The following is a 15362-nucleotide window of genomic DNA, read 5'->3' on the forward strand; positions in this document are numbered from 1 at the left end:
TGGCCTGCTGTTTCCAGCAGTCATTTGAGGGAGGAGCTTCGCCGGGATGAGCACACCTGCCGCAGGTCGGTTGCAGGACCGCCTAGGTCGTTTCGGCGCCCGGCTGAGCGGATCCACGCTCAGGATCGGCACCGGCGGCTTCGTCTCATGGTGGGGAAAGGCACTGGCCTCCTGGCTGCCGCCGCGCGTGCGCCAGGTGCTGGGCATGGATCGCGGCCGCCTGTTGCTGGTCGTGGAAGGCGAGGCGTTGCGCCTGCGCCTGCAGCGTGGCGCCGAGATCCGCGATCTCGGCAACGTGCCGCGGCTGGACGGCTTCGAGGCCCCCCGGGATCCCCTGGCGAGCGTGCTCGGGCTGCGACTTTCCGATCTTCCGCGCTGGCTGCTGCTGCCTGCTGGCAGCGCGCTGCGGCGGCGTCTGCCCTTGCCGGCGGCCGCGGCGGACCGCCTGCGCGATGTGGTCGGGTTCGAGATCGAGCGGCAGACGCCCTTCGCGCTCGACGCCGTCGCCTACGACGCCCGCGTGATCGCGCGGCGCGAAGGCGAAGGCCCCATCGATGCCGAACTGATTGCGGTGCCGCGCGCGGCACTCGATCCGCAGCTGGCCGCGTTGGGACCCGTCGCACCGGCCCTGGCCGGTATCGATGTCGCCGGTCCCGATGGCGTGCCGCTGCAGGTCAATCTGCTGCCGCTGTCGCAGCGACAGAACATTCGCGACCCGTGGCAGAGCTGGAACCTGGCCTTCGCCGCCGTCGCGGTGATCGCCGCCGGCCTGGCGCTGTGGCAGGTGCTGGAAAATCGCCGTGCCGCCGCGGACGCATTCGATGCGCAGGTGGAGCGCGAAGCTGTCCCCGCCCGTCGTGCCGCTGCCCAGCAGCAGGAGCTCGTCAACCTGATCGAGGGGCAGGCCTTCCTGCAGCGCACACGGGCAGCACGCCCTACCGCCGTGGAAGTCATGGACGAACTCAGCCGTCGCCTGCCTGATGGCAGCTATCTGGAAAAACTCGCCATCGAAGACGACCGTCTCACGCTGATAGGACTCAGCAACGAGGCGCCGGCATTGATCGGCCGCCTGCAGGACTCGAAGCTTTGGCATTCGCCCGCGCTGGCCGGCGCGCTGCAGACCGACCCGGTCACGCACAAGGACCGCTTCACCCTCACCGCCGAACTCGGCCCCGCCAACGCCAGCAAGGAGGCACCCAGTGCAGCCGGTGAATGACCGCGATCGCTGGTTGGCGCTCGGCCTGCTCGCCGCCGCGCTGGCGCTGGCGTATGCCGTGCTGATCCATCCCTGGTTCACCGTGCCGATGCGCGAGGTCGACAATCGCATCGATGGCGCGCGCGAGCGCGAACTGCGCCTGCGCATGCAGATGAAGCAGGCGCCGCAGGTCCAGCAGCGCCTGCAACAGGCGCGTACGCAGCTCGCACGCACGCCCGGCTTCCTGCCCGAGCGCAGCCCCGAGCTTGCGACCGCCGCGCTGGTACAGAGGCTGGAAGCCGTGGTGTCGCAGGCCAGCCCCGGCCGCCGCGCCTGCGAGATCACCAACCGTTCGCCGCTGCAGGAGCCCTCGCGCGAGAAGTACGCGCGCGTGACCGTGCAGGTACGCCTGCGCTGCGGCACGCCCGAACTGGCCAGCGTGCTGCATTCGTTGGAAGGCGGCTCGCCACGGGTGTTTGTCAACAACCTCAACGTCCTTGGCCAGCGTGTGTTCTTCAACCCGGGCCAGAGCGGGATGCAGGGCGGACTGGACATCAGTTTCGACCTGTACGGCTACCTGCCGCCGGGATCGGTGCCCGTTGCAAGGCAACCTGGCGGCGCGGCAGCGCGCACGGGGGGCGACGATGCGCTTTGACAGTGCCAGCCCGCGCACCTGGCTGCTCGCGGCGACCGCGGCATGGGCCGTCGCGTCCCTGTTGCTGGCGCTGTTCGGCATGGGCGCGCGCATCGCGAAGCTGCCCGAGGATTCCGCGCTGGTGCGCGCGTTGCCGGTCTTGCCGAAAGCCTCGCCGGAACGCCTGGGCGCCCTTGTGCAGTACGGCGAAATCACCAATCGGCCGCTGTTCGCCGATGACCGCCGCCCACACGCGTTCTCGCTGCAGCCACAGGGCGGCGAGGATCAGGCCAAGGCGTTCGACTACGTGCTCACCAGCGTGATGATCACGCCGACCTTCAAGATGGCGATCATCCAGCCGCCCGACGGCAGGAGCGCACCGCTGCGCATCAAGCTGGGCGAAGCGCACGAATCGTTGCCGAACTGGCGGCTGCAATCGCTGGACGCCCGCGCCGCTGTGTTCGTGGGTCCCGAGGGCGAGCGACGGCTTGAGCTGCGCGTCTTCAATGGCGTGGGCGGCGAAGCGCCCACGGCGACGACCAAGCCGGACAATGCGCGACCCGAAGGCCAGTCTGCCGCGCCGCAGGGGCCAGCCACGGCCAGCGGTGAAACTCCGGGACCGCAGGGTCCCGCGGTCGTCGCATCGCCTGCACCTGCCACGCCAGCCGCCACCACGCCCAACCAGTCGGCGTTGACGGAACAGTCGCAGATGGAAGCCATCCGCAAGCGCATCGAAGCGCGCCGTGCTCAACTGCGGCAGGAAGCCCTGCAGCAGCAACAACAGAAACCGCCGGTCAAATAGAGTGCCCGCATGAATCGTCTCCCGCATTCCTCGCTCTGGTCCGGCCAATCCCTGATCGCTACCGCGGTCGCGCTCGCCCTGACCGCATGCACGGCGACACCGGTGGCCAACATCCGCCGCGACGCCGACCCGCGCACGCTGCACATCCTGGCGGGCGGCGCACCCGCCACGACCACGCCAGCGACCACGCCAGCCACCGGCGACACCGTAGTCAGCGGCGCGCAGCCATTGCCCGAGGATCAAGCCACGCCACGTCCGCAGATCCGCCGAGGCAGCGGCCAGGTCATCAATCGCGAAGCCGCCGCCGCCGCGCCACCCGCGTTGCCGGCCACCGGTGGCGGCGCAACCTTCAACTTCGAGGGCGAATCGCTGCAAGCGGTGGTCAAGGCCATCCTGGGCGACATGCTCGGGCAGAACTACGTGATCGCCCCGGGGGTCCAGGGCACCGTCACGCTGGGCACGCCCAAGCCGGTCAGTCCGGCCGAAGCGCTGAACCTGCTGGAAATGGTGCTGGGCTGGAACAACGCCCGCCTGATCTACAGCGGCGGCCGCTACAACATCGTCGCCGCCGACCAGGCACTCGCCAGCGGCGCCGTCGCGCCGCGCACGGGTTCGGCAGCGCTCGCGCGGGGTTATGAAGTGCGCACCGTCCCGCTGCGCTACATCTCCGCCACCGAGATGGAGAAGGTGCTCAAGCCGTACGCGCGTCCCAATGCCGTGGTCAACGTCGACAACGCACGCAACATCATCAGCGTGGCGGGCACGCGCACCGAGCTCGAGAACTACCTGCGCACGATCCAGATCTTCGACGTCGACTGGCTTTCGGGGATGTCGGTCGGCGTGTTCCCGCTGGGCACGGGCCAGGCAAGCAAGGTCGTTGCCGATCTCGAAAAGGTGTTCGGCGAGAACAGCAAGTCGCCGGTCGCCGGCATGTTCCGCTTCATGCCGCTGGAGGGGGCCAACGCGGTACTGGTGATCACTTCGCAGCCCAACTACCTCGACGACATCAAGCAGTGGCTCGATCGCATCGACAGCGCCGCTGGCGGGGTGCAGCTCTATTCGTACGAGCTCAAGTACATAAAGGCCAAGGATCTCGCCGATCGCCTGTCGGAGGTGTTCGGTCACGGCACCAGCAGCTCCGCCAATGGCAACGGTTCACCGTCGCTGATGCCGGGCCTGCAGTCGGTGGAGCTCAACGACAACAGCGATACCGGCGGCAGCACCGCGCAGATGACCGGCGGGAACTACACCGACACCGGGACCAGCGGGACCGGAACCACCAGCGGCCTCGGCGAGGGCATGGCGCTCAATCCGAGCAATGACAACGGCAATGGCGCGGTCATGCTCGAGGTGGAAGGCGCCAAGGTCGGCGTGTCGGCAGTCCAGGAGACCAACTCGCTGCTGGTGCGCTCCAACCCGGCCGCCTGGAAGTCGATCCGCGACGTGATCGAGCGCCTCGACGTGATGCCGCTGCAGGTGCAGATCGAGGCGCAGATAGTCGAGGTCCAGCTGACCGGCGACCTCAAGTACGGCGTCAACTGGTTCTTCGAGCAGGCGGTCAATGCCCCGACGAGCGCCGGCGGCGCAGGCCTGCCGAGCGCGCTCGGCCGGGACATCTGGGGCGATATCGCCGGCACCGTGACCGACAGTGGCGTGTCCTGGACCTTCCTCGGCAAGAACGCCGCCGCGATCATCAACGCGCTGGATTCGGTCACCGACCTGACGCTGCTGCAGACGCCGTCCGTGATCGTGCGCAACAACGCCGAGGCCACGCTCAACGTCGGCACGCGCATTCCGATCGAATCGGTGACGGTCAATTCGGGCACCGGCAACGCCACTTCGTACGGGCAGGTGCAGTACCTCGATACCGGCGTGATCCTCAAGGTGCGTCCGCGCGTGAGCAAGGACGGCATGGTGTTCCTCGACCTGGTGCAGGAAGTCAGCTCGCCCGGGGCGCTGCCCGCGCGTTGCAACAGCGTCAACGCGCTCAACACCTCGCCATGCAACCCGCCGGTCAACACGCGCAAGCTCAAGACCGAAGCCGCGGTACAGAGCGGCGATACGGTGATGCTGGCTGGCCTGATCAGCGATACCACCTCGCGCGGCTCCAACGGGTTCCCGGGGCTGAGCCGGATCCCGATCATCGGCGGCCTGTTCGGCACCCAGACGTCGCGCAACGAGCGCAACGAGGTGGTGGTGCTGCTGACCCCGAGCATCATCCGCAATCCGCAGGAAGCACGCGACCTCACCGACGAATACGGCTCCCGCTTCCGCGCCCTCGAGCCGCTGCATCGCCAGCCGGGGCGGTAATCGCGGGGCATGCCAGCCACTCCGGACGTGCTCCCCATCGTGGTCGTGCCGGTAGGCGTCGACGACGAAGCGCTCGACGCCTGCCTCGCCGCGCTTGCGGCCAACACACCGCCGGCAACGCGCGTGTGGCTGGCCGACGACGCGCAGGCCGGCCCGCGCGGCCAGGCCATCATCGAACGCTGGATCGCAGGCTGCAGGCTGGAGGCGCACTACACGCGCCGCCACCGCAGCGTGGGGGAAGTCGCGCACCTGGAGGAAGTATTCGGTGCCTGCGGCGATGCCGACGTCGCGGTGCTCGCCTGCGATGCCATGCCGCTGCCGGGCTGGCTCACGCGCCTGTCCACCTGCCTGCGGGCCGACGCCGCGGTCGGCTCGGCGACGCCCTGGAGCAATGCCGGCGAAACCGCGTCGTTTCCGCGAATCGGCGAGGTCAACGAGGCGCCTGCCGATCCCGAGCGGCTCGCACGCGCCGCGGCCGCCATGCCGGGCGCATCCCCTGAACTGCCGACCGCGCTGAGTCATGCCGTGCTCCTGCGCGGTAGCGCGCGCCGTCGCGCCGGTGGCCTCGATGCCTCCAGCTACGGCTCCTGGTACGCGGCATTGATCGATTTGTCGCTGCGCCTCTCCGGGCTCGGCTGGCGCAACGTGCTGTGCGAGACCGCGGTGGTCGCGCGCCGCAGCGAAGGGGTTCCGCACGACGGCGATCTCGACGCGATCGCCGCGCGCTGGCCCGCGTGGCATGCGCGCGTCGCCCATTTCCTGATGCAGGACCCATTGCGCGAGCCGCGCAGCCAGCTGGAAAGCCTGCTTGCCAGCATCGGTCCGCCGGACGCGCAGGGCGACCTGTTCGCATGAGATCCACACCGAGTTGCGCATGACCCCCGCCGACATCACCGACATCGCCGCCATCGTCGTCAGCTACCGCAGTGCCGAGACCATCGACGACTGCCTGCTGCGCCTCCGCGGCACCGACGGCGTGGGCGCGATCCGCGTGATCGACAACGGCTCGGACGACGGCACGATGGAAATCGTGCAGCGCCATGCCACCCGCGACACGCGCGTGCATTTCATCGCCAATCCCGACAACCCGGGGTTCGCCGTGGCCTGCAACCAGGGCGCCGCGGACCTGCCGCGGTCCAATGGCGTGCACTGGTTGGCCTTCGTCAATCCCGATTGCCTGGTCGAGGCGGACACGCTCGCGCGCCTGCGCGCCCATGCGGTCGCCAGCAATCGCGAGGTGGTGCTGGGTGCGGATCTGGTGGATGAGACCGGTGTGCGAGATGTCGCCGCGCGTCGACGCGATCCGGATTTCGGTTCGATGCTGGCTTCCCTGCTCGGGTCCACGGCGGCCGCTGGCACCCAACTGGGCGTTGCCGTCGACGAAACGCGGACCCTGCAGGCGGTGGATGCGGTGTCGGGGGCGTTGATGCTGGTCTCGCGCGATCTGTTCGAACGGCTAGGCGGCTTCGATGCCGGCTACCGGCTGCATGCCGAAGACCTGGACCTGTGCCGCCGCGCGCGCCAGGCCAATGCCCTGGTCGCGGTCGCCAACGACGTGCGCGTCGTGCATATCCGCGGCGTGTCGTCCCGCTCGCGCCCGCTGTTCGTGGAATGGCACAAGCATCGCGGCCTGTGGCGCTATTTCCGCAGGTTCGAAGCGCCGCGGCGCGGCGCGCTCACGCGGCTTGGGGTATTCGCGGCGATCTGGTTGCGCTTTCCGCTCGCCACGATGAAGGCGTGGCTGCGCGGTTGAATCCGTAACGTCGGGCGCGCACCTTCGCGCGCGCTGCCACTGGATCAGCGAAAGCGATTTATTTCGTCGCGCAGTGCTTTCGCCGCATTGGCGGCGGCCGTGGCGAAATCGGCGCCGTTCGACGCGTACAGGACCGCCCGCGACGAACTGACGACCAGGCCGGTGCCGTCGGCGGTCTTCGCATTCGTCACCACGGCTTCGACGTCGCCACCCTGCGCGCCGACGCCGGGAACGAGGAACGGCACGTCGCCGACAATCGCGCGGACTTCGCGCAACTGCTCCGGCCAGGTCGCGCCGACGACGAGCGCGCAGTTGCCGTGGCCATTCCATTCGCGCGCCACCTTCTCGGCGACGTGCTGGTAGAGGGGCCGGCCTCCGATCTCCAGGTCCTGCAGGTCGCCGGCGCCGGGATTCGATGTGCGGCACAGGATCACCACGCCACGGTCGGCGCGGTCGAGGAACGGCTGCACCGAGTCGCGGCCGAGATAGGGATTGGCCGTCACCGCATCGGCGCCGTAGCGATCGAAGGCTTCGGTCGCATAGTGCTGCGCCGTGCTGCCGATGTCGCCGCGCTTGCTGTCGAGGATCACCGGGGTGCCGGGATGCGCGGCATGGATGTGCGCGATCAACCGCTGCAGTGCGTCTTCGGTGCCAAGCGCGGCGAAGTGCGCGATCTGCGGCTTGAAGCTGCACACGTAGGGTGCGGTGGCATCGACGATGGCGCGGCAGAAGTTGAACACCGCGTCCGGGTCGCCCGTGAACTGCGCGGGGAACTTCGCCGGCTCGGGGTCGAGGCCGACGCAGACCAGCGAATCGGCCTGTTCCCAGCGGGTACGCAACGCCTGCATGAAACTCATCGTCGATCCTTGTTCAAGACGCGTGGACGACCGTCAGTACGGTTGGCCGTCCTTGTGGAAGTAACGGAACTGGCCGTCGATGCGACGAAGGGCCAGGTCGTCGTCGGCATAGACGACGCTGTCGTCGCCGTGGCGGCTGCCGATCTCGACATAGACCACGTCGGTCGCGCCGTGGTTGACCAGCTGGTGCGCGTCGCCGCTGCCGGCGGCGAAGCCGGCGCACATGCCCGGTTGCAGCAGGGTCTCGCCCTTGTCGGTCACCAGCGTGGGCGTGCCCTCGAGGATGTAGACGAATTCATCCTCGTGCGAATGCGCGTGGCGCATCGACGAACAGGCGCCCGGCGGCAGGCGGGTCAGGTTGACGCCGAACGCGGTCAGCCCGAAGGCATCGCCAAGCACGCGCTTGGCGCGCCCGCCGACCCGTGACGCGAATGGCTCGGGATAACCGGAGCCGATGCGCGGCGTGACTGCGTTGGCATCGATGGCGGCGGGGCGAGGACGGGATTCGGTCATCGGCGATTTGCCCTTGCTTTTGCTCGTCATCCCGGCGAACGCCGGGAACCATTTTGCTTTTGCTTTTGATTCGAGAAGCATGCCGGACGGGCCCGGCACTACAACAGCAACAGCAACAGCTGGATCCCGGCTAAAAGCGCGCCGGGATGACGCATCGGCAAAGCCGCACGCGCCGAAGCGCGTGCGGGCCGATGCGTCACTTCAACGCCTTGAACCGCAGGCGGTGCGGCTGCGCGCCTTCTGCGCCGAGGCGGCGCTTCTTGTCTTCCTCGTACTCGCGGTAGTTGCCCTGGAAGAACTCCACGTGCGAGTCGCCTTCGAAGGCGAGGATGTGCGTGGCGATGCGGTCCAGGAACCAGCGGTCGTGCGAGATGACGAAGGTGTTGCCCGGGAATTCGAGGAGCGCGTCTTCGAGCGCGCGCAGGGTTTCGATGTCGAGGTCGTTGGATGGTTCGTCGAGCAGCAGCACGTTGCCGCCCTGGAGCAGGGTCTTGGCCATGTGCAGGCGGCCGCGTTCACCACCGGACAGCGTACCGACCATCTTCTGCTGGTCCTGGCCCTTGAAGTTGAAGCGGCCGATGTAGGCGCGCGACTGGATCTCGATGCCGTTGATGTTGAGGATGTCGAGGCCGCCGGAGACTTCCTGGAACACGTTGTGGTTGCCGGTCAGCGCATCGCGGCTCTGGTCGACGTAGGCGAGCTTCACGGTCTGCCCGGATTCGATCGTTCCCGAATCCGGCTTCTCCTTGCCGATGATCATCTTGAACAGGGTCGACTTGCCGGCGCCGTTGGGGCCGATGATGCCGACGATGGCGCCCGCGGGCACGCTGAAGCTGAGGTCGTCGATCAGCAGGCGGTCGCCGAACTTCTTGCTGACGTTCTTGAACTCGATGACCTTGTTGCCCAGGCGCTCGCCCGGCGGAATGAAGATCTCATTGGTTTCCTGGCGGCGCTGGTAGTCGACCGACTGCAGTTCCTCGATGCGCGCGAGGCGGGCCTTGCCCTTGGAGCGGCCGCCCTTGGCGTTCTGGCGCGCCCATTCGAGTTCCTTGTGGATCGCCTTCTGGCGCGCCTTTTCCTGGCCTTCTTCCTGCTTCAGGCGCTCGTCCTTCTGCACCAGCCAGTCGGTGTAGTTGCCCTTCCACGGAATGCCGCGGCCGCGGTCGAGCTCGAGGATCCACTCGGCGGCGTTGTCGAGGAAGTAGCGATCGTGGGTGACGGCCACCACGGTGCCGGTGTAGCGCGCGAGGAACTGCTCCAGCCATTCGACCGATTCGGCGTCGAGGTGGTTGGTCGGTTCGTCGAGCAGCAGCATGTCCGGCTTCTGCAGCAGCAGCTGGCACAGCGCGACGCGGCGCTTCTCGCCACCGGACAGGTTGCCGATCACGGCCTCCCACGGCGGCAGGCGCAGCGCGTCGGCGGCGACTTCGAGCTGGTTTTCCAGGGTGTGCGCGTCGCCGGCGGCGAGGATGGCTTCCAGGCGCTGCTGTTCGGCGGCGAGCTTGTCGAAGTCGGCGCCTTCTTCCGCATAGGCGGCGTATACCGCGTCCAGCGCGGCCTGTGCATTGATGATTTCACCCAGGCCCACTTCGACTGCCTGGCGCACGGTGTGGGCCGGGTCGAGCTGCGGTTCCTGCGCCAGGTAACCGACCTTGATCCCGGCCTGCGGGCGCGCTTCGCCGACGAAATCGGTGTCGACGCCGGCCATGATCTTCAGCACCGTCGACTTGCCGGCGCCGTTGAGGCCGAGCAGGCCGATCTTCGCGCCCGGGAAGAAGGACAGCGAGATGTCCTTGATGATCTGGCGTTTCGGCGGCACGACCTTGCTGACGCCGTTCATGGTGTAGATGTATTGCATCGGGGCTCTCGTTCGAACGGCGCCCATTGGAGGGGCGCCGCGGGGGCAGGCGGCGGCGACCTGCGCAGGGCAGGGCCGGGGAGAATCGGGATCGGGCAATTATAGCGGGCCGGACCGGCCGCTTCGCCCTTGGGAGGCGACCGGCCGGGTAAACTTGCCGCCTCTTCCCCTCTTACCACCCCGCCGGAGAGCCGATGTTCCCGCGTGACGCCCGTATCGAAGGTTTCGACCCCGAACTCGCCCAGGCCATTGCCAACGAGAACCGCCGCCAGGAAGACCACGTCGAGCTCATCGCGTCGGAGAACTACGCCAGCCCGCGCGTGATGGAGGCGCAGGGCAGCCAGCTCACCAACAAGTACGCCGAAGGCTATCCGGGCAAGCGCTACTACGGCGGCTGCGAATACGTCGACATCGCCGAGCAGCTGGCGATCGACCGCTGCAAGCAGCTGTTCGGCGCAGGCTCCACGGAAGGGATGTACGCCAACGTGCAGCCGCATTCGGGTTCGCAGGCCAACCAGGCCGTGTATTTCGCGTTGCTGAATCCGGGCGACACCATCCTCGGCATGTCGCTCGCGCACGGCGGCCACCTGACCCACGGCGCCAAGGTCAACATCTCCGGAAAACTCTTCAACGCCGTCCAGTACGGCGTCAACGAGCAGGGCCTGATCGACTACGACGAAGTCGAGCGCCTCGCCGTCGAGCACAAGCCGAAGATGGTCGTCGCCGGCTTCTCCGCCTACTCGCAGGTCATCGACTGGGCGCGCTTCCGCGCCATCGCCGACAAGGTCGGCGCGTACCTGTTCGTGGACATGGCCCACGTCGCCGGCCTGATCGCCGCCGGCGTGTACCCGAACCCGGTGCCGCACGCCCACGTCGTCACCTCGACCACGCACAAGACCCTGCGCGGCCCGCGCGGCGGCATCATCGTGGCCAAGGCCGACGCCGAGATCGAGAAGAAGCTGCAGTCGATCGTGTTCCCCGGCATCCAGGGCGGTCCGCTGATGCACGTGATCGCCGCCAAGGCGGTCGCGTTCAAGGAAGCGCTGGAGCCCGAATTCACCGCCTACCAGCAGCAGGTGGTGAAGAACGCGCAGGCGATGGCCAAGACGATCATTTCCCGCGGCTACAAGATCGTCTCCGGCGGCACGCAGAACCACCTGATGCTGGTCGACATGATCGGCAAGGGCATCACCGGCAAGGACGCGGAAGCCGCGCTCGGCCGCGCCCACATCACGGTGAACAAGAACGCGGTACCCAACGATCCGCAGAAGCCGTTCGTCACCTCGGGCCTGCGCATCGGTACCCCGGCGGTCACCACGCGCGGCTACAAGGAAGCCGACTGCGTCGCGCTGGCCAACTGGATCTGCGACGTGCTCGACCACCCGAACGACGACAAGGTCATCGCCGGGGTGCGCGAGAACGTGACCAAGCAGTGCAAGCAGTTCCCCGTCTACGGTTGAACTGACGACACCGGAAAGGAGATCGCCACCCGATGCATTGTCCTTTCTGCCAGCACCTCGACACCCGCGTGATCGATTCGCGCGTGTCCGACGACGGCGCCACCATCCGCCGTCGTCGCGTCTGCGAAGCTTGCGGCGAGCGTTTCAGCACGCTGGAAACCATCGAGCTGAAGTTGCCGCTGATCATCAAGAGCGACGGCCGCCGCGAGGCGTTCGATGCGCGCAAGCTGCGCTCCGGTTTCGACCGCGCGCTGCAGAAGCGGCCGGTATCGGAGGAACAGATCGAGGCCGCCGTGCGCGCCGTGGTCCACCACCTGCGCATGACCGCCGAGCGTGAGCTGGATTCGCGCCGGGTCGGTGAATACGTGATGGCGGAACTGCGCAAGCTCGACCACGTGGCTTATGTGCGCTTCGCCTCGGTGTATCGCGCCTTCGAGGACGTCGCCGATTTCCGCGAGGTGCTCGACCGCCTCGAACACGACAACGCCACCGAAGGCCAGCTGGCGCTCATCGAAGACGAACCACCACCGACCAAGAGCCGCAAGCGGTGAACCCGCTGCGCGCCTGGCTACTCCTCTGTGCACTGCTGGTGCCGTGGGTGGTGCAGGCGCAGACAGCGAAAGCGCAGACCGCGAAAGCGCAGACCGCGAAAGCGCAGCAGGAGCCCGTGACGGCCGTGGCCAGTGAGCCCGCCCTGTCGGGGCACTACTACCTGCAGGGCGTGATGGAGACCGGCTCCGAGCTGATGCTGGGCGGCGATGGCCAGTTCCAGTGGTATTTCAGCTATGGCGCGCTGGATCTGCTCGCCAAGGGCCGCTGGCATCGCGAAGGCGATCGGGTCGTGCTGGTGCCGGATGATTTCCGTTCGCCGCCGGATTATTCGCGGCTGGCATTCAAGCGCATGCAGTTGCGCGTCGACGGCAAGGACCTCGTGCCCGCGTGGCCGTGGGAAGACGGTGCCGAGCGCGGCCGCTACGTCGCCGAATAGACAAACGAGAGACAGGCATGTTCAGTTCCACCGATCATCTGATGATGGCCCGCGCGCTGCGGCTCGCCGAACGCGGCGCCTATACCACCCGGCCCAATCCCATGGTCGGCTGCGTGATCACGCAAGGCGATGAAGTGGTGGGCGAGGGCTTCCATGCCAGGGCCGGCGAGCCGCATGCGGAAGTCCTGGCGCTGCAGGCGGCGGGCGAGCGGGCCAAGGGCGCGACCGTCTACGTCACGCTCGAACCCTGTGCGCACGTCGGCAAGACGGGGCCTTGCGCCAATGCGCTGGTCGCCGCGGGCGTGGCGCGCGTGGTCGCGGCGATGCGCGATCCGTTCCCGCAGGTCGACGGGGAAGGATTCAAGACGCTGCAGGCCGCGGGCATCGCGGTGGAAGGCGGCCTGATGGAGGCGCAGGCACGCGCGCTCAATCGCGGCTGGCTGTCGCGCATCGAGCGCGGCCGGCCTTGGCTGCGGGTGAAACTTGCGACCAGCCTGGACGGCCGCAGCGCGCTCGCCAGCGGCGAATCGAAGTGGATCAGCGGCGAGGCTTCGCGCCAGGACGTGCAGCGCTGGCGTGCGCGGGCGGGCGCGATCCTCACCGGCGCCGGCACCGTGCTGATCGACGATCCCAGCCTCACCGTGCGACTCGACGACGGTGCCGCCTTCGTCCCGCCGCTGCGCGTGGTGCTGGACCCGGGGTTGGCGACGATCGCCCGCGGCCGCGTGCGCGAGGGCGATGCACCCACCTTGTACGTGCATGCGCCAGACGCCAAGCCGCCGCGCGGCATCGATGCCCAGACCGCGGCGGCCCCCGTGCATGAAGGCCGCTTCGACCTCGAGGCAGTCCTCAAACTGCTGGCGGCGCGCGAGATCAATGAAGTGCAGATCGAAGCCGGTGCGACCTTGGCCGGTGCCTTCCTCGCCCAGGGCCTGGTCGACGAGATCTTGTTGTACGTCGCTCCGGTGATTCTGGGCGATCGCGCGCGGCCGTTGTTCGACGGCCTGCATATCGATGAGATGACCCAGCGCCTGAACCTGTCGATCGTGGAATCGCGCCGCATCGGCAATGACGTGCGCCTGCTGTTGCGTCCCGAGCCGGCGGACGCGGGCACGGCGTGACCACGCCGGGCTTCAAGGACCACTTCTCCGGCGTCGCCGACGCGTACGCGGCATCGCGCCCGGAATATGCCGACGAACTGTTCGACCTCATCGCCGCGTGCGTTCCGCGCGAGGCGAGGGTGTGGGAGCCCGGCTGCGGCAGCGGCCAGGCTACGCGCGGGCTGGCGATGCGCTTCGCCCATGTGCATGCGACCGATCCGAGTGCACAGCAGATCGCCCAGCATTGGGCGCACTCGGGCGCGGCCAACGTCAGCGTTGCCGTCGAACCCGGCGAGCGCACGACATTGGCCGACGCGAGCGTGCAACTGGTCGCGGTCGCGCAGGCGTTGCACTGGTTCGACCGCGACGCGTTCTTTGCCGAATGCGACCGCGTGCTCGCACCCGGCGGCCTGCTGGCGGCGTGGGGCTATGGCGACTTCATCGCGCCCGAGGGGATGGTCGAGGCCGTGGAAGATTTCCGCGCCCTGATCGATCCGTACTGGCCGCCCGAGCGCGTGCTGGTCGATACGCACTACGCCGGCTTCGCCTGGCGGTTCCCCGCCTTGCCCGCGCCGCCCCTGTGGCTGGAGGCGGAGTGGACCCTGCCGCATTTCCTGCGTTATCTCTCGAGCATGTCGGCAACGGCGCGGTGCCGTGCCGATACCGGCGCAGACCCGGTGGCGCGGCATGCGCCCGCGCTGGCCGCGGCCTGGGGCGAAGCCGAAGAGCTGCGCACGATCCGCTGGCCGCTGTTCCTGCACCTGCGCAGGAAGCCGTAGGGCGGTCGCGAATCCGCTTCGGACCTGATTCCACGAGGGTCCCCGACGCAGCGTTCCAATTCCGGCACCCACAGCGGCCCGGAGCCCGGAAACCCGGGTGTTAGAATGCGCCGCCGGTCCGCCGGCACCACAACTTGTAACGTCTTCAGGGCGGGGTGCAATTCCCCACCGGCGGTAGGTGCGACGGTCCCACGGACCGCACGCACGAGCCCGCGAGCGCCTCCAGTGCACCGGAGGGTCAGCAGATCCGGTCCGATGCCGGAGCCGACGGTCACAGTCCGGATGAAAGAAGACGGCTACCGCATGGCGCCAAGCCGTGCGCGTGCCTCATGCCTTGGGGACGCTTTTCGCCAGCTGGTTCGCCAGCTACCTGCGGGAAACGTTCACATGTCCCAGTTCCAGATCCATGCGTCCCGGTTCGACGCCCCTGCCGCCTCCGTCCCGGAGGTGCGCTGATGTTCACCGGCATCATCGAAGGCGTCGGCCGGATAGCGGTCCTCGAGGCGCGTGGCGGCGATGTCCGCCTGCGCGTAGAAGTAGGAACGCTTCCCTTCGAGGCCGTGCAGCCTGGCGAAAGCATCGCCGTCAATGGCGTGTGCCTCACCGTGGTCGAATTCGATGCCGGCTCGTTCGCGGCCGATGCCTCCAACGAAACGCTATCGCTCACCACCCTGGGCAGGCTGCAGGTCGGCGCGCCGGTCAATCTCGAGCGCGCGATGCGTCCGACCGACCGCCTCGGCGGCCATCTGGTCAGTGGCCACGTCGATGGCGTCGGCCGCGTGCTGGCGATCGTCGAGGACGCCCGCGCGCAGCGCTGGCGCTTCGCCGCCCCCGCGGCGCTGCTGCGCTACGTCGCGAAGAAGGGATCGATCTGCGTCGACGGCGTCAGCCTCACCGTCAACGAAGTCGACGCGGACGGGTTCGAGGTCGCGTTGATCCCGCACACCGTTTCCCATACCGCCTTCGCGCAGACCCGCGTCGGCGATACGGTCAATCTCGAGATCGATCTGGTCGCGCGTTATGTCGAGCGATTGCTGACAGGTCGTAGCGACAACAACTGAACAACCACTTCGTCATCCCGGCGTACGCCGGGATCCAGCCTTTGACCTCAAC

15 protein-coding genes and 1 riboswitch are annotated in these 15362 nt (G+C 68.1%); of the genes, 12 read left to right on the top strand and 3 right to left on the bottom strand.

The window, feature by feature from the left end:
- The first annotated feature begins 46 nt into the window (after positions 1 to 46).
- From ACYVGE_RS00830 to ACYVGE_RS00855, 6 genes are read left to right on the top strand one after another with little or no spacing between them, the layout of a single operon-like run.
- The gene (locus tag ACYVGE_RS00830; protein WP_460726199.1) at positions 47 to 1216 is read left to right on the top strand and encodes a PilN domain-containing protein; all 1170 of its coding nucleotides are present in this window, start codon (positions 47 to 49) and stop codon (positions 1214 to 1216) included.
- Entirely contained in the window at positions 1200 to 1850 is a 651-nt protein-coding gene (gspM, locus tag ACYVGE_RS00835; RefSeq protein WP_460726201.1) for a type II secretion system protein GspM, read from the top strand. Before ACYVGE_RS00830 ends, gspM begins: the two co-directional genes overlap by 17 nt.
- Entirely contained in the window at positions 1840 to 2631 is a 792-nt protein-coding gene (locus ACYVGE_RS00840) for a type II secretion system protein XpsN (protein ID WP_460726203.1), read from the top strand. Before gspM ends, ACYVGE_RS00840 begins: the two co-directional genes overlap by 11 nt.
- A gap of 9 nt (positions 2632 to 2640) precedes the next feature.
- On the top strand, positions 2641 to 4941 hold the full coding sequence (gspD, locus tag ACYVGE_RS00845) for a type II secretion system secretin GspD (protein WP_460726205.1): 2301 nt from the start codon (positions 2641 to 2643) through the stop codon (positions 4939 to 4941).
- 9 nt (positions 4942 to 4950) lie between these two features.
- Positions 4951 to 5796: a glycosyltransferase gene (locus tag ACYVGE_RS00850; RefSeq protein WP_460726207.1), complete on the top strand. Its 846-nt coding sequence runs from the start codon at positions 4951 to 4953 to the stop codon at positions 5794 to 5796.
- A 19-nt stretch (positions 5797 to 5815) separates the two neighbouring features.
- Positions 5816 to 6694, top strand: coding sequence for a glycosyltransferase family 2 protein (locus ACYVGE_RS00855; RefSeq protein WP_460726209.1), 879 nt, complete (start codon positions 5816 to 5818; stop codon positions 6692 to 6694).
- Between the two features lie 44 nt (positions 6695 to 6738).
- Here ACYVGE_RS00855 and pyrF read toward each other — a convergent pair whose 3' ends face one another.
- The 3 genes from pyrF to ettA all read right to left on the bottom strand — a co-directional run bounded on the left by pyrF (position 6739) and on the right by ettA (position 9922).
- Entirely contained in the window at positions 6739 to 7551 is an 813-nt protein-coding gene (gene pyrF / locus ACYVGE_RS00860; protein ID WP_460726211.1) for an orotidine-5'-phosphate decarboxylase, read from the bottom strand.
- 33 nt (positions 7552 to 7584) lie between these two features.
- Entirely contained in the window at positions 7585 to 8064 is a 480-nt protein-coding gene (locus ACYVGE_RS00865) for a cupin domain-containing protein (protein WP_460726213.1), read from the bottom strand.
- 196 nt (positions 8065 to 8260) lie between these two features.
- Positions 8261 to 9922, bottom strand: a complete 1662-nt coding sequence (gene ettA / locus ACYVGE_RS00870) for an energy-dependent translational throttle protein EttA (RefSeq protein WP_460726215.1) — start codon at positions 9920 to 9922, stop codon at positions 8261 to 8263.
- Between the two features lie 194 nt (positions 9923 to 10116).
- On the opposite strand from ettA, the gene glyA reads away from it, so the two are divergent.
- The 6 genes from glyA (at position 10117) to ACYVGE_RS00900 (ending at position 15310) form a co-directional block, all read left to right on the top strand.
- The gene (gene glyA / locus ACYVGE_RS00875; RefSeq protein ID WP_460726217.1) at positions 10117 to 11382 is read left to right on the top strand and encodes a serine hydroxymethyltransferase; all 1266 of its coding nucleotides are present in this window, start codon (positions 10117 to 10119) and stop codon (positions 11380 to 11382) included.
- Between the two features lie 32 nt (positions 11383 to 11414).
- Entirely contained in the window at positions 11415 to 11933 is a 519-nt protein-coding gene (nrdR, locus tag ACYVGE_RS00880) for a transcriptional regulator NrdR (protein ID WP_457095410.1), read from the top strand.
- The gene (locus ACYVGE_RS00885) at positions 11930 to 12370 is read left to right on the top strand and encodes a hypothetical protein (RefSeq protein ID WP_460726219.1); all 441 of its coding nucleotides are present in this window, start codon (positions 11930 to 11932) and stop codon (positions 12368 to 12370) included. The genes nrdR and ACYVGE_RS00885 overlap by 4 nt, the downstream gene beginning before the upstream one ends.
- Before the next feature lie 17 nt (positions 12371 to 12387).
- On the top strand, positions 12388 to 13491 hold the full coding sequence (gene ribD, locus ACYVGE_RS00890; protein WP_460726221.1) for a bifunctional diaminohydroxyphosphoribosylaminopyrimidine deaminase/5-amino-6-(5-phosphoribosylamino)uracil reductase RibD: 1104 nt from the start codon (positions 12388 to 12390) through the stop codon (positions 13489 to 13491).
- Positions 13488 to 14249 (top strand): class I SAM-dependent methyltransferase, encoded by a 762-nt coding sequence (locus ACYVGE_RS00895; protein WP_460726223.1) that lies wholly within the window; start codon positions 13488 to 13490, stop codon positions 14247 to 14249. Before ribD ends, ACYVGE_RS00895 begins: the two co-directional genes overlap by 4 nt.
- 137 nt (positions 14250 to 14386) lie before the next feature.
- Positions 14387 to 14547, top strand: a riboswitch (FMN riboswitch).
- Positions 14548 to 14704: 157 nt separating this feature from the next.
- Positions 14705 to 15310 (top strand): riboflavin synthase, encoded by a 606-nt coding sequence (locus ACYVGE_RS00900; RefSeq protein WP_460726225.1) that lies wholly within the window; start codon positions 14705 to 14707, stop codon positions 15308 to 15310.
- Positions 15311 to 15362: the final 52 nt, after the last annotated feature.

Source organism: Lysobacter rhizosphaerae, from assembly GCF_054779795.1.

Bases quoted from the DNA above. Each gene is read 5' to 3' on its own strand.
- ACYVGE_RS00830 (WP_460726199.1), top strand. From the start codon at position 47: ATGAGCACACCTGCCGCAGGTCGGTTGCAGGACCGCCTAGGTCGTTTC.
- ACYVGE_RS00840 (WP_460726203.1), top strand. From the start codon at position 1,840: ATGCGCTTTGACAGTGCCAGCCCGCGCACCTGGCTGCTCGCGGCGACC.
- gspD (WP_460726205.1), top strand. From the start codon at position 2,641: ATGAATCGTCTCCCGCATTCCTCGCTCTGGTCCGGCCAATCCCTGATC.
- ACYVGE_RS00850 (WP_460726207.1), top strand. From the start codon at position 4,951: ATGCCAGCCACTCCGGACGTGCTCCCCATCGTGGTCGTGCCGGTAGGC.
- ACYVGE_RS00855 (WP_460726209.1), top strand. From the start codon at position 5,816: ATGACCCCCGCCGACATCACCGACATCGCCGCCATCGTCGTCAGCTAC.
- pyrF (WP_460726211.1), bottom strand. From the start codon at position 7,551: ATGAGTTTCATGCAGGCGTTGCGTACCCGCTGGGAACAGGCCGATTCG.
- ACYVGE_RS00865 (WP_460726213.1), bottom strand. From the start codon at position 8,064: ATGACCGAATCCCGTCCTCGCCCCGCCGCCATCGATGCCAACGCAGTC.
- ettA (WP_460726215.1), bottom strand. From the start codon at position 9,922: ATGCAATACATCTACACCATGAACGGCGTCAGCAAGGTCGTGCCGCCG.
- glyA (WP_460726217.1), top strand. From the start codon at position 10,117: ATGTTCCCGCGTGACGCCCGTATCGAAGGTTTCGACCCCGAACTCGCC.
- nrdR (WP_457095410.1), top strand. From the start codon at position 11,415: ATGCATTGTCCTTTCTGCCAGCACCTCGACACCCGCGTGATCGATTCG.
- ribD (WP_460726221.1), top strand. From the start codon at position 12,388: ATGTTCAGTTCCACCGATCATCTGATGATGGCCCGCGCGCTGCGGCTC.
- ACYVGE_RS00900 (WP_460726225.1), top strand. From the start codon at position 14,705: ATGTTCACCGGCATCATCGAAGGCGTCGGCCGGATAGCGGTCCTCGAG.